Annotated in this window: 13 protein-coding genes and 6 tRNA genes; 10 read left to right on the forward strand and 9 right to left on the reverse strand. The window is 72.9% G+C overall.

Annotation, left to right across the window (positions count from 1 at the left end; genetic code table 11):
• The first annotated feature begins 216 nt into the window (after positions 1 to 216).
• Together cobA and ACTYVM_RS07665 are read left to right on the forward strand one after the other, a co-directional pair.
• The gene (cobA, locus tag ACTYVM_RS07660; RefSeq protein ID WP_445525160.1) at positions 217 to 1,449 is read left to right on the forward strand and encodes a uroporphyrinogen-III C-methyltransferase; all 1,233 of its coding nucleotides are present in this window, start codon (positions 217 to 219) and stop codon (positions 1,447 to 1,449) included.
• A 53-nt stretch (positions 1,450 to 1,502) separates the two neighbouring features.
• Positions 1,503 to 2,321, forward strand: coding sequence for a TrmH family RNA methyltransferase (locus tag ACTYVM_RS07665; protein WP_445525161.1), 819 nt, complete (start codon positions 1,503 to 1,505; stop codon positions 2,319 to 2,321).
• A 323-nt stretch (positions 2,322 to 2,644) separates the two neighbouring features.
• On the opposite strand, the gene ACTYVM_RS07670 is transcribed toward ACTYVM_RS07665, so the two are convergent.
• Positions 2,645 to 4,027 carry a serine/threonine-protein kinase gene (locus tag ACTYVM_RS07670; RefSeq protein ID WP_445525162.1) on the reverse strand — a complete coding sequence of 461 codons (1,383 nt, stop codon included), beginning with the start codon at positions 4,025 to 4,027 and terminating at the stop codon, positions 2,645 to 2,647.
• A gap of 569 nt (positions 4,028 to 4,596) precedes the next feature.
• Between ACTYVM_RS07670 and ACTYVM_RS07675 the strand changes: the two genes are divergently transcribed.
• The gene (locus ACTYVM_RS07675; protein WP_445525163.1) at positions 4,597 to 4,791 is read left to right on the forward strand and encodes a hypothetical protein; all 195 of its coding nucleotides are present in this window, start codon (positions 4,597 to 4,599) and stop codon (positions 4,789 to 4,791) included.
• Between the two features lie 200 nt (positions 4,792 to 4,991).
• Here the strand turns inward: ACTYVM_RS07675 and ACTYVM_RS07680 are convergent.
• From ACTYVM_RS07680 to ACTYVM_RS07700, 5 genes are all read right to left on the reverse strand, one after another.
• Positions 4,992 to 5,063: transfer RNA gene (locus ACTYVM_RS07680), tRNA-Val, on the reverse strand.
• A 36-nt stretch (positions 5,064 to 5,099) separates the two neighbouring features.
• Positions 5,100 to 5,171: transfer RNA gene (locus ACTYVM_RS07685), tRNA-Val, on the reverse strand.
• A 25-nt stretch (positions 5,172 to 5,196) separates the two neighbouring features.
• Positions 5,197 to 5,268 (reverse strand) — tRNA-Val (locus ACTYVM_RS07690).
• A gap of 1 nt (position 5,269) precedes the next feature.
• Positions 5,270 to 5,343 (reverse strand) — tRNA-Cys (locus tag ACTYVM_RS07695).
• 38 nt (positions 5,344 to 5,381) lie between these two features.
• A tRNA-Gly gene (locus tag ACTYVM_RS07700) sits at positions 5,382 to 5,454 on the reverse strand.
• Between the two features lie 178 nt (positions 5,455 to 5,632).
• Here ACTYVM_RS07700 and ACTYVM_RS07705 point away from each other — a divergent pair.
• From ACTYVM_RS07705 to ACTYVM_RS07715, 3 genes are all read left to right on the forward strand, one after another.
• The gene (locus tag ACTYVM_RS07705) at positions 5,633 to 6,751 is read left to right on the forward strand and encodes a chorismate-binding protein (RefSeq protein ID WP_445525164.1); all 1,119 of its coding nucleotides are present in this window, start codon (positions 5,633 to 5,635) and stop codon (positions 6,749 to 6,751) included.
• Positions 6,752 to 6,762: 11 nt separating this feature from the next.
• On the forward strand, positions 6,763 to 7,584 hold the full coding sequence (locus ACTYVM_RS07710) for an aminotransferase class IV (RefSeq protein WP_445525165.1): 822 nt from the start codon (positions 6,763 to 6,765) through the stop codon (positions 7,582 to 7,584).
• A 100-nt stretch (positions 7,585 to 7,684) separates the two neighbouring features.
• On the forward strand, positions 7,685 to 8,506 hold the full coding sequence (locus tag ACTYVM_RS07715) for a GNAT family N-acetyltransferase (RefSeq protein WP_445525166.1): 822 nt from the start codon (positions 7,685 to 7,687) through the stop codon (positions 8,504 to 8,506).
• A 49-nt stretch (positions 8,507 to 8,555) separates the two neighbouring features.
• Here ACTYVM_RS07715 and ACTYVM_RS07720 read toward each other — a convergent pair whose 3' ends face one another.
• Entirely contained in the window at positions 8,556 to 9,086 is a 531-nt protein-coding gene (locus tag ACTYVM_RS07720; protein WP_445525167.1) for a DsbA family protein, read from the reverse strand.
• A gap of 190 nt (positions 9,087 to 9,276) precedes the next feature.
• Here ACTYVM_RS07720 and ACTYVM_RS07725 point away from each other — a divergent pair, with 190 nt between their 5' ends.
• Positions 9,277 to 9,723 carry a hypothetical protein gene (locus tag ACTYVM_RS07725; RefSeq protein ID WP_445525168.1) on the forward strand — a complete coding sequence of 149 codons (447 nt, stop codon included), beginning with the start codon at positions 9,277 to 9,279 and terminating at the stop codon, positions 9,721 to 9,723.
• Between the two features lie 151 nt (positions 9,724 to 9,874).
• Entirely contained in the window at positions 9,875 to 10,027 is a 153-nt protein-coding gene (locus ACTYVM_RS07730; RefSeq protein ID WP_172633024.1) for a hypothetical protein, read from the forward strand.
• Between the two features lie 125 nt (positions 10,028 to 10,152).
• Here ACTYVM_RS07730 and ACTYVM_RS07735 read toward each other — a convergent pair whose 3' ends face one another.
• A complete protein-coding gene (locus ACTYVM_RS07735; protein ID WP_400031618.1) occupies positions 10,153 to 10,713 on the reverse strand; it encodes a CGNR zinc finger domain-containing protein in 561 nt (186 codons plus the stop codon).
• Positions 10,714 to 10,948: 235 nt separating this feature from the next.
• Positions 10,949 to 11,362 carry an SsgA family sporulation/cell division regulator gene (locus ACTYVM_RS07740; protein ID WP_004002642.1) on the reverse strand — a complete coding sequence of 138 codons (414 nt, stop codon included), beginning with the start codon at positions 11,360 to 11,362 and terminating at the stop codon, positions 10,949 to 10,951.
• Between the two features lie 192 nt (positions 11,363 to 11,554).
• On the opposite strand from ACTYVM_RS07740, the gene ACTYVM_RS07745 reads away from it, so the two are divergent.
• Together ACTYVM_RS07745 and ACTYVM_RS07750 are read left to right on the forward strand one after the other, a co-directional pair.
• Positions 11,555 to 12,019: a TIGR02611 family protein gene (locus ACTYVM_RS07745; RefSeq protein ID WP_445525169.1), complete on the forward strand. Its 465-nt coding sequence runs from the start codon at positions 11,555 to 11,557 to the stop codon at positions 12,017 to 12,019.
• 81 nt (positions 12,020 to 12,100) lie between these two features.
• Positions 12,101 to 12,172 (forward strand) — tRNA-Val (locus ACTYVM_RS07750).
• The last annotated feature ends 61 nt before the right edge of the window (positions 12,173 to 12,233 follow it).

Here is a 12,233-nt window from a genome sequence, read left to right on the forward strand (position 1 = left end):
CGATTCCCCGGCCGTCGGCCGCAGTGGTGGACGGATGCGACCCACGGTCCGTCCACCACGTGCCGCACCGGTGCCACGACCCGCACCCGTCCAGACCGCCCAGCACGGGACGGCCGGGCCGCCCAGCCACCGGACGTCCAGGCCGCCGCACGCCCCGACCGCGTAAAATCCGCACGTCAGGGCTATCGCACCGCCGCCGCAAGAGGAGCTCGCCCCATGGCCGAACACCCCGCCTACCCCGTAGGCCTCCGCCTGACCGGCCGCCGTGTGGTCGTCCTCGGCGGCGGGCAGGTCGCCCAGCGCCGCCTCCCGGCACTCGTCGCGGCGGGCGCGGACATCGTCCTCGTGTCACCCGCGGCGACCCCCTCCGTGGAGGCGATGGCGGACGCGGGCGAGATCACCTGGAAGCAGCGGCCCTACGAGGACGGCGACCTCGCCGACGCCTGGTACGCCCTGATCGCCACCAGCGACCACGACGCCAACACGCGCGCCTCGGCCGAGGCGGAGCGCCTGCGCGTGTGGTGCGTTCGCTCCGACGACGCCGACGCCGCGACCGCCTGGACCCCGGCCACCGGCCACAGCGAGGGCGTCACGGTCGCCGTGCTCACCACGAGCGCGCGCGGCCGCGACCCCCGGCACACCGCGGCCATCCGCGACGCGGTCGTGGAAGGCCTGCGCGACGGCACGCTGGTCGCCCCGCACCACCGCACCCGCACCCCCGGCGTCGCCCTGGTCGGCGGCGGCCCCGGCGACCCCGACCTGATCACGGTCCGCGGCCGCCGGCTGCTCGCCGAGGCCGACGTCGTCATAGCCGACCGGCTCGGCCCGCGCGACCTGCTCGCCGAACTCCCGCCGCACGTCGAGGTGATCGACGCGGCGAAGATCCCGTACGGCCGCTTCATGGCCCAGGAGGCGATCAACCAGGCCCTCGTCGAGCACGCCAGGCAGGGCAAGTCGGTGGTCCGGCTCAAGGGCGGCGACCCGTACGTCTTCGGACGGGGCATGGAGGAGGTCCGGGCGCTCGCCGAGGCCGGGGTCCCCTGCACGGTCGTCCCCGGCATCTCCAGCTCGATCTCGGTCCCGGGCGCGGCCGGCATCCCGGTCACCCACCGCGGGGTCGCCCACGAGTTCACCGTGGTCAGCGGGCACGTGGCGCCCGACGACGAGCGCTCCCTCGTCGACTGGCCTTCCCTGGCCCGGCTCACCGGCACGCTCGTCGTCCTGATGGGCGTCGACAAGATCGGCAGGATCGCCGAGACGCTCGTGGCCCACGGAAAGTCCCCCGACACCCCGGTCGCCCTGGTCCAGGAGGGCACGACGGCCGCCCAGCGCCGGGTGGACGCGACCCTCGCGACGGTCGCCGAGACCGTACGCGCGCAGGACGTCAGGCCCCCGGCCGTCATCGTCATCGGCGAGGTCGTCGTGGTGGGCCCGCGCACCGAACAGTGACCCCCGCCGACCCGAGCCGCCCGCACGAGCACCAGGACGAGGCAGTACCACCCGTGGCCGAACTCATCACCGTCGAGGACCCCGACGACCCGCGTCTGCGCGACTACACGGACCTGACCGACGTGGAGCTGCGCCGCCGGCGCGAACCCGCCGAGGGCCTGTTCATCGCCGAGGGCGAGAAGGTCATCCGCCGGGCCAGGGACGCCGGGTACGAGATGCGCTCGATGCTGCTGTCCGCGAAGTGGGTCGACGCCCTGCGCGACGTCATCGACGAACTCACCGCACCCGTCCACGTGGTGAGCCCCGAACTCGCCGAACGGGTCACCGGCTACCACGTCCACCGCGGCGCCCTCGCCTCCATGCAGCGCAAGCCGCTGCCCGACGCGACCGAGCTGCTGCGGACGGCCCGCCGGGTCGCGGTCATGGAGTCCGTCAACGACCACACCAACATCGGCGCGATCTTCCGCTCCGCCGCCGCCCTCGGCATGGACGCGGTCCTGCTCTCCCCGGACTGCGCCGACCCGCTCTACCGCCGCAGCGTGAAGGTCTCCATGGGCGCGGTCTTCTCCGTGCCGTACGCCCGCCTCGACACCTGGCCCGGCGGCCTGGCGTCGGTCCACGAGGCCGGTTTCACGCTGCTCGCCCTCACTCCCGACGACCGGGCCAAGACCCTGGACGAGGCCGCGCCGCACCGCATGGACCGGGTCGCCCTGATGCTCGGCGCCGAGGGCTCCGGCCTGTCCACCCGGGCCCTGAAGGCCGCCGACGAGTGGGTCCGCATCCCCATGTCGCACGGAGTCGACTCACTGAACGTGGGCGCCGCGGCCGCGGTCGCCTTCTACGCGGTGACCGCGGACCGCCCTCAACCGTAGGCCGTGCCCGCCGGGCCGTGGGTCTCGACGCTGGTACCGGGCCGTCCTCGGGCGTAGGTCGTGCCTGAGGGGCCGTGGGGCTCGGCGAGCTGTGGGGCCGCTCGGTCGGCGTCGGAGGTCGTCGCGGCCGCCGGCCGGTCTTGTCGGCCTCTACAGCGGCCGTGGCTGGGTTGCGTTGACGCGGTGGCGTCGGGCCGCCCTCAGCCGTACGCCCTGCCCGACGGGCCATGGACCCCGTCCGGATGAGCCCGTGGGGCCCGCCGTCCGGCGAGCCGTGGGATGCGTCCGCGGGCCGAGATCGTCGCCGGCGGCCACCGCCGGACCTACTGCCGCCCTGGCGGGGGTACCTCCGCCAGGGCGGCCGCGTGCCGCTGCTCCGGGCCGCTTAGGCTCTCGCCGCCCAGCCCCCGCGCGGGCCCCTGGCAGCCCTGCGCCGCCGCGATGCCGAGCGCGACCAGCAGCGTCACCACCACGAACACGATCAGACGCTGCCGCAGCAGCCTCGGATTGGCGGGCCGCAGGCCGCCCGACGTGCCGCGCGGCCCCGTCCGCCCGGCGCCGTCGCGCCGCACCGGACGGCTGCCGCTGCCCGAGCGCGAACCGCCCCGCGACGCCGGCGTCGGGCGGGGACCGCCCGTACGGGAGGGAGCGCCGCCCCGGGACGCGCCGCCCGCGCGGGACGACGTGCCGCCCCGCGACGGAGGGACGGAGCCCCGCGGTGCGGGAGTGCCCGGGGAGGAGCCCGGCGGGCGCCGCCGGCCCCGCGCCTGCTCGGTGTGACCGGCGCGCTGCCGTCCCGGGTGGCTGTCGACCAGGGGGCCGGTCGACCGGTCCGCCTCCGCGGCGCGCGGCGCGGGCGTCCGCGCGTCGCCCAGGTCCTGCGCCTCGCGCGCGGCGATCTCCTTCAGCCGCAGCGACAACTGGAGCGTGCTGGGCCGTTCCTCGGGGTCCTTCGCCAGACATGCCCGGACCAGCGGGGCGAGCGCGTCCGGTACGCCGTGCAGATGCGGCTCCTCGTGCACCACGCGGTACAGCATCACCTCGGAACTGCCGTGCCCGAACGGTGAGTCGCCCGTCGACGCGTAGGCCAGGGTGGCCCCCAGCGAGAACACGTCGGTGGCCGGGGTGACCGCCGCGCCGCGCACCTGCTCCGGGGCGAGGAAGCCCGGAGAGCCGACCGCGGTGCCGACGTGGGTGAGCGTGGAGGCGCCGGTCGCCCACGCGATGCCGAAGTCGATGATCCGCGGTCCTTTGGGGGACAGCAGGATGTTGGAGGGCTTGAGGTCCCGGTGCACCACACCGGCCTCGTGCACGGCGACCAGCCCCTCGGACAACGCGGCCCCGATCCCCGCCGTCTCCGCCGCGGACAGGGCGCCCTCATCGGCCACCTTGTCGTGCAGGGAGGGCCCGGGCACGTACTGCGTGGCGAACCACGGCCGGTCCGCCTCCAGGTCAGCGGCCACCAGCCGCGCCGTGCACCCGCCCCGGATCCGCCGCGCCGCCGAGACCTCGCGCGCGAACCGCGAGCGGAACTCCTGGTCCTCCGCCAGATCCGGCCGGATGACCTTCAGCGCCACACGCTGACCCTTCCGGTCGGAGCCCAGGTAGACCACGCCCATCCCGCCCGCGCCGAGCCGTCGGTGAAGCCTGAACGATCCGACGACGCGCGGGTCCTCGCGCCTCAGGCGCATCATCGCCATGTTCATCCCCGCTGCCCGGTCCCTGTGACGAGCCACAGCTTACGTATCCGGGACCGCTCGCGCGCAGAGGCCGCGCCCTCTCGACCCGATCGATTGTCCGCGTGGGACACCGGATTTGACAGGCGGTCAACGCGCCTTGGACGAGCCCGGCTTGAGGCGTTTCATGATCCCAACCGTCCTGCGGGTGAAGGGGGTTGGACCGGTGGTGGGCGGCGGCGGGGACCGGGGGCCGACGGGGCCCGCCGGCGGGGGGAGCAGGACCCGCTCCGAGGCGCGGCCGAGGTGAGCGAAGTCACGCAAAGCGGGTGCCGCTCATCCGGTGGGCCGGTGAGGCCGGCGGTGCCGCGGCGTCCCCTCCGGGAAGACCCCGAGGCCCGGAGTCATGTCTCCACCCAGGGGAGTAGTCCCCGGCGGACGGCTCATCCTCCGGGAGGCCCCCCAATCGGTACGAGGGCATGACGCCCCGGATGCGCCGTGCACCTAGATTTGAGGTCAAGCGGCGGGTGCGGCACTCGTCCCCCGAGGTCAAGCACTCGCCGCTGCCCACCACAACCGAGACGGTCAGGAGAGGGACCATGGCCCTGACGGTACCGCGGACGATGCTCCGCACCCAGGCGCGCCTCGCACGCCCCCGCCGCACGGGCCGCCGCCACCCCCTGGTGGCGACGCTGATGGCCCTTCCCCTGGCGGCCCTGCTCCTGCTGGTCTTCGACGGCTGGAACACAGTGGCCACACAGGCGTCGTCCGTGGGTGTGATGCTGGGGCGCTGAACGGCGGCCCCAGGCCCGGAAGAGCGGTCCGGGCGGGGACATCGCATCCATGAAACCCCGTGGGGACGGGGGTGCGGCGGACGGCAGGATGCCGGCGCAGCTGGGGAGCTGCGCCGGCATTGTCCTGTGCCGCCCACGCGTAATCGTCCGGAACGACGAATCCCCCGGCCGTACGCGACGGCCGGGGGATTCCGGGTGTGTGGACGATACTGGGATTGAACCAGTGACCTCTTCCGTGTCAGGGAAGCGCTCTCCCGCTGAGCTAATCGTCCTCGAGATCGTGATCACGGACAGAAATCACGACCCGGTGCGCGATACTGGGATTGAACCAGTGACCTCTTCCGTGTCAGGGAAGCGCTCTCCCGCTGAGCTAATCGCGCGGGTAAGGATCTTCGGCAGATCCAGTGGACGATACTGGGATTGAACCAGTGACCTCTTCCGTGTCAGGGAAGCGCTCTCCCGCTGAGCTAATCGTCCTTGGAGGTGGAGACGGGATTTGAACCCGTGTAGACGGCTTTGCAGGCCGTTGCCTCGCCTCTCGGCCACTCCACCAGGAGTACAGGGGATCCGGGAGATCCCCTCTTCCTGCGAGCGGACGACGAGGCTCGAACTCGCGACCTCAACCTTGGCAAGGTTGCGCTCTACCAACTGAGCTACGTCCGCCTGTCGTTTCGTTCCGCTTGCGCGGCCCGGCGACGTGTTGAACTCTAGCGGATTCCCGGGCCAGTACAAAAACGCGTTTGCGCAGCGTGCTGCGCTGCGTCCGCCCGGCGACCCGGTCGGGTGCCCGGAACGACACGCCCGGAGGGTTCGGGACGGCGCCCGCCCTAGACTCGACGGCGTGCTCGACCTGCCACCTCTTGCCCGTTTCGGCGACCGCGTCGCCACCGGCCTGACCGACGTCACCAGCGATCCCGCGGCCCTGGACTCCAGCGGTTTCTGGGCCGTCGCCGCGGACTACGAGGGCCGGCTGACCTGCGCCCGTTTCCGTGACGTGCGCCAGGAACCCGTACCCGCCCCCGTCCCGGGCCGGTGGCGCGGTCCGGCGGCCGGTGACTGGACCTCGTCCCTCGACCACGCCGCGTACACGGCGGGCGTGCGCCGCATCCGCGAGCACATCGCGACCGGCGAGGTCTACCAGGTGAACCTCTGCCGCGTCCTCGGCGCGCCGGTCGCCCCCGACGCCGACGTGGACGCCCTGACCGCCGTCCTGGCCCGCGGCAACCCGGCGCCGTACGCGGGAACGATTCGCCTGCCCGGACACGGGGTGGAGATCGCCACCGCGTCCCCCGAGCTGTTCCTGCGCCGCGACGGCCGGACGGTCGAGTCCGGCCCGATCAAGGGCACCGCCCGCACCGAGGCGGAACTCCTGGCGAAGGACTACGCCGAGAACGTGATGATCGTGGACCTGGTCCGCAACGACATCGGGCGCGTGTGCGCCACCGGCACCGTCACCGTCCCCGACCTGTGCGCCGTCGAGAAGCACCCCGGACTGGTCCACCTCGTCTCCACGGTCCGCGGCGAGCTGCGCGCCGGAGCGGGCTGGCCGGAGCTGCTCGACGCCGCCTTCCCGGCCGGTTCGATCACCGGCGCCCCCAAGTCGAGCGCCGTGCGGGTCATCGACGCCCTGGAGACCGCGCCCCGCGGCCCCTACTGCGGCGGCATCGGCTGGGTCGACGCCGACCGCGGGGTGGGCGAGCTGGCCGTCGGCATACGCACCTTCTGGATCGACCGCGCCGCCGACACGCCCGTCCTGCGCTTCGGCGCAGGCGCCGGCATCACCTGGGACTCCGACCCCGAGGGGGAGTGGCGGGAGACCGAGCTGAAGGCGGCCCGGCTGCTCGCGGTAGCGTCAGGAACGTACGAGGAAAGTGGAGAGGGACTGCAAGGGTGCCGTGCCTGCCCGGGGGACGACGCCGGGACCCCCGGCCGACACGACGCACCCGGCAGGGACTTGTGAGGTAGGGACCAGTGAAGCTTTGGCTCGACGGCGCGCTGCGGGACATCGAGTCCGCCCGTGTCTCCGCGTTCGACCACGGGCTGACCGTGGGTGACGGCATCTTCGAGACGGTCAAGGCGGTCGACGGCAAGCCGTTCGCGCTCACCCGCCACCTGGACCGGCTCACCCGGTCCGCCCGCGGCCTCGGCCTGCCCGAGCCCGACCACGACGAGGTGCGTCGCGCCTGTGCCGCCGTGCTCGAGGCCAACCCGACGCCGCTGGGCCGGCTGCGCATCACCTACACCGGAGGCCGGGGCCCCCTCGGCTCCGACCGCGGGGACCAGGGCCCGACGCTGCTGGTCGCCCTCGGCGGGACCACCCGCCGCCCCGACTCCACCGCCGTCGTCACGGTGCCCTGGACCCGCAACGAACGCGGCGCGCTCACCGGCCTGAAGACCACCTCGTACGCGGAGAACGTCGTCGCCCTCGCCCGCGCCCGCCAACACGGCGCCACCGAGGCCCTGTTCGGCAACACCGTGGGACAGCTCTGCGAGGGCACCGGCTCCAACGTCTTCGTGGTGCTCGACGGGGAGATCCACACCCCGCCGCTCGCCTCAGGCTGCCTCGCCGGGATCACGCGCGCCCTCGTGCTCGAGTGGACGGGCGCGAAGGAGACCCGGCTGCCGCTGGACGTCCTGAGACGGGCGGAGGAGGTCTTCCTCACCTCCACCCTGCGCGACGTCCAGGCCGTCCACCGCGTCGACGACCGCGAACTGCCGGACGCCCCGGGCCCGGTGACCGCCAAGGCCGTGCGGATCTTCGACGAACGCTCGCACCACCGTCTGGACCCCTGAGGCCGCCCGCCCGGATCAGGCCGGGCTCGCGGGCCGATCCGAACGCGGAGGCGGGATATATCGGCTGCCGCACCGCGTCGCAGCGGGTAGAACATCGTTGATGACCACGACCCTGCGGCCGACCGAGCCGCTTCAGCAGAACGCCGACGGAACCCGTTCACGCCGCTATCAGGTGTGCGTGAACAGCCGCCCGGTCGGCGGGATACACCTCGCCACGCACCCCGTCTTCGGGCCCTCCGTCGCCAGGCTCCTCGACCTGCACATCGACGAACCGGACCGCCGCCGGGGCCGCGGCACGGTGGCCGCGCTCGCCGCCGAGGAGGTGGCGCGCGGCTGGGGCTGCAAGCGGATCGAGGCCACCGTGCCCGCCGCCGAGGCCGCGGTCCGGCTGGTCACGGCGCTCGGCTACGTCGAACGCAACCGCGGCATGGAGAAGCAGCTGGGCGCCGGCGCGCCCGAACTGCCCGCCGGCACCCGGGGCAGGCCCATGACGCGGGCCGAGTACGCGCCGTGGTTCGAACACGGCAAGGCCGCCTACGCGCAGAGCTGGATCGACCGCGGGGTGCCCGCCGACGAGGCCTGGGCCAAGTCGGAGGAGGACCACGCCCGGCTGCTGCCCCAGGGCCTGGACACGCCGGGCATGCTGCTCAGCGTCCTGGAGCACGAGGGCACCCCGGTCGGCACCCTGTGGGTGGCGATCACCGAGGACAGGGCCTACGTCTACGACGTCGAGGCCGACGAGCGCTTCCGCGGCCGGGGCCACGGCCGCTCCCTGATGCTGCTGGCCGAGGCGCAGGCACGGAGCGCGGGCAGGGGCGTCCTGGGCCTCAACGTCTTCGCCGGCAACACCCCGGCCGAGCGGCTGTACGAGTCCCTGGGCTACCGGCCCGTGCTGCGTGGCGTCTACAAGGAACTGCTCTGAGGAACCGCTTCGGCGCCCCATGAGAACCCGGGAGACGGGCGGGCCGGGGTCAGTCCCCCTGCCCGGCCTCGGCCAGCAGCCGGTCCACGATCTCCTCGACGCGCTCGCGCAGCCCCTCCTGGCTCTTGCCGCCGTCCAGGCGCTCGCCCCCGACCACGTACGTCGGCGTGCCGGTCACGCCGATCGCCTTGCCCTCGGCGTGGTCGGCGTCGACGATCAGGATGTGCCGGCCGTCGATCAGCGCGGTGTCGAACTCCTCGGCGTCCAGGCCCAGTTCACGGGCCACCTCGATCAGGACGGGCTCGCCCTCGCGGCCCAGCCGCTCGACCCGGTCCAGTACCGCCTCCACGTACGGCCACCCCTGCCCCTGCTCGGCGGCCTCCTCCGCGGCCTGCGCGGCGGCGAAGGAGTGCTGGTGCTTCTCCAGCGGGAAGTGCCGCAGCCGCAGCTCCAGCCGGTCGCCGTACCGGGCGCGCAGCGCACGTAGGTCGTCGAGCGCGGTACGGCAGTCGGGGCACTGGAGCTCGCACCAGACGTCGAGGACCGGGACGGGGGTGTGCGCGGGGGAGGAGTCGCTCATGCGGACAGTCTCCCAGGCCCGTCGCGGGCGGCCCAACCGGGATCACACGTCGTACGCCCCACCGGGACCTGCGGAGGAGACGACCCGGAGATCTCCCTGAAGTCCGGCCGGAACATGGCCCTGGCGGCGGTGGGCGGTGCAGGATGGAAGGGATGAACCACCCGACCGGTGAGCCCGCCTGGAGGACCGGATGATCGCCGAGACCGTATGTTCCGCCGTGTCCGCGGCCGGCCTGGGCATCGCCGCCGTCACGGCCTACCGGCGGCGTTTCCTCGCCGCGGCCCGTATCGCCGCCTACTCCCTGGTCCCGGTCGGCCTGGCGATGACCGGCATCGTCGGCTGGCTGGCCGACACCGCCTTCAGCCCGACCGCCTGGGCGGGGTTCGGCCTGCTCGGCGCGGCCTGGCTGCTCTTCGCGACCACCCGCGGGGTGGAGCGCCGCCGCGGCGGCACCCGCAAGGAGCGCAAGGAGACGGCCCGGGCGGCGGAGAGCGCAGCGGTGGCGCCGGCGGCGTCGGCACCGTCCCTGGGACCGGCCGCCCGCACCTCCGGCCGACCCGCCGCGAAGCCGGCCGGGTCCCGGAGCGAGGACGACTTCAGCGACATCGAGGCGATCCTGAAGAAGCACGGCATATGACGGTGATCACGGGTGGTGATCACGGGTGCGCCCGTAAGTGATCAAGGTCCGTGCCGAAGCGGACCGAAGATCACGGAATCCGGCTGACTCCCGCGCATTCCTGGTGTGTTGATCGCGTCCCGCATGGCGGCTGCGTCATCATCGCCCCGAGATGGTGGACACGACACAGAGCGAGTCCGCGCCGAAGCAGGACGAGCCGCGCGGATGTCTCTTCGCCCTTTCCCAGCCGCCGCTGATGATCTTCCTTGCGGTGATCGGGTGTCTGCTGCTCATGGCTTCGTTGCACGACCTGCTGTTGCTGTGAGCCGTACCCGTGGTCCTCGGCGTCACCCGCCGGGGACCACGACCACCACCGACTCGGCACCGGGCGACGTCGGGACACCACCCTCCGGCAGGCTCCGTCCCCCGGCCCTTTGCTCGGCGGACCGCTCAGCCGGCCGCCTCCTTGCGGCGCGCCCGGTAGGCGGCCACATGCAGACGGTTGCCGCACGTACGGCTGTCGCAGTATCGCCGCGAGCGGTTGCGGGACAGATCGACGAAGGCACGCCGGCAGTCGGGAGCCTCGCAGCGCCGCAGCCGCTCCCGCTCCCCGGCCACCACGAAGAACGCGAGCGCCATCCCGCAGTCGGCGGCCAGGTGGTCGGTCACGGAGGCGCCGGGCGCGAAGTAGTGGACGTGCCAGTCGTAGCCGTCGTGGTCCGTCAGCCGCGGCGTGGTGCCCGCGGCGGCCACCAGCTCGTTGATCATGCCTGCCGCCGTCCGGCAGTCCGGGGCCGCGAAGATCCCCGCGAACCGGCCCCGGATCCTGCGCACCGCGGAGAGGTCGAACTCCGACAGCACACCCACGTCGCTCATCTTGTGGTTGCGCACGAAATCCTCGAGCGCCGCGATGTCCGCCAGCCCGTCCGGTGCCGCGTCGTCCTCCGGTGCGGTGTTCACCAGATCCACCACGGTGTCCAGCGCGCACCGGGTGTCGTGGGTGATCAGCACGTTTCGCTCCCTGGCCTGGGGATCGGGCACACGCCCGCCGATGCAGGCCGATGGTAGTGGCTCCACGCGCCCCCGAGCAGCTCACGGCGCCGCCGCTACGGCCACGTACGCACACCGGCACCAGCCCCCGCGGGAGACCGGTGCCGGTATACGCGCGTATGCGGTTGTCCTGGCCCGAGCCGTCTCCCCGAGTGGACGGCAACGGGCAGCTTGATGGGGATCGACGGGCCTCCCTCTAACTCTCCGCGAGGATGTGCGACAGCTCCTGATCCAGATCGAAGTGCCGGTGTTCCGTGCCGGGGGGCACGGCCGCGTCCGTTCGCTTCAGGAAGGACTCCAGGGCCCGCGCCGGGGCCTCGAGCAGGGCTTCGCCCTCCGGAGAGCTCAGGGCGATGCACACGACGCCCTGGCCGTGGCTGCGCGAAGGCCAGACACGGACGTCTCCGGTACCCGTGGGTCGGTGAAGCCCCTCGGCGAGGAGGTCGCGGGCGAACACCCACTCGACGGTCTCCTCGGCTCCGGTGTGGAAGGTGGCGTGCACGGCGTAAGGATCGGCCGTGTCGTACCGCAGGCCTGCGGGGACAGGCAGTGAGGACTCGCTCGATACAACGAGGCGCAGGTGCAGCTCGCAGCTGACCGTGGTGTTCATAAGCGCCAGGGCCTTTCGCTCAGTGTGCGCTCGGGGATTCGCACGTCGGCGAAATCGACATGCCACCTACGGTGGTGTTGTAAACCCCTCTGAGTGTTTTGCTTGGCTTTACGTAACTCTTCCGGCCGAGGTTGTGTTCGTACGGTACGCCCATTGTGGTGACCGGTTTCTCGTCCGGTACGGTGGCCCTGTATGAATACGGGGAGTGACGGACCGGAGCCCCCGGCTGAGGTGCCGGAGCGAGCGAAGGCCGAGGCGGACGGCGCCGGGGCGCGGGACCGGCGGAGGCTGGGCTCGCGGGCTCCCGCGTTCGTGCGGTCACGCCGCGTGCTGCACCTGGGCTGGCAGGCGGGGATCTTCCTCGCCGGACTCCTGGTCGTGATCGCCGGGATCATCATGCTCCCGCTGCCCGGCCCGGGCTGGGTGGTGATCTTCGGCGGCATGGCGATCTGGGCCACCGAGTTCGTCTGGGCCCAGCTCGTGCTGCGCTGGACCAAGCGCAAGGTCACCGAGGCGGCCCAGCGGGCCCTCGACCCCGAGGTGCGCCGCCGCAACATCGCGCTCACCGTGGCCGGCCTGGTGATCGTCGCCGTGCTGGCCGGGGTGTACGTCTGGAGGTTCGGCCTGGTGCCGCCCTGGGCCGTCCACCGCCGCTGAGCGCGAAGGGAGCGGGCCGGGTGCCCGCCGGGCCCTGGTCCCGGGCACCCCCTGACATGCGGTAATGTTCTTCCTGTGCCCGGGCGATTAGCTCAGTGGGAGAGCGCTTCGTTCACACCGAAGAGGTCACTGGTTCGAACCCAGTATCGCCCACCCGGAACCGGGGGAACGTCTTTGGTCCCACGAACAAGACACCGACATGTGTGTGGGGTGC

It is taken from the genome of Streptomyces cyslabdanicus (genome assembly GCF_052663305.1).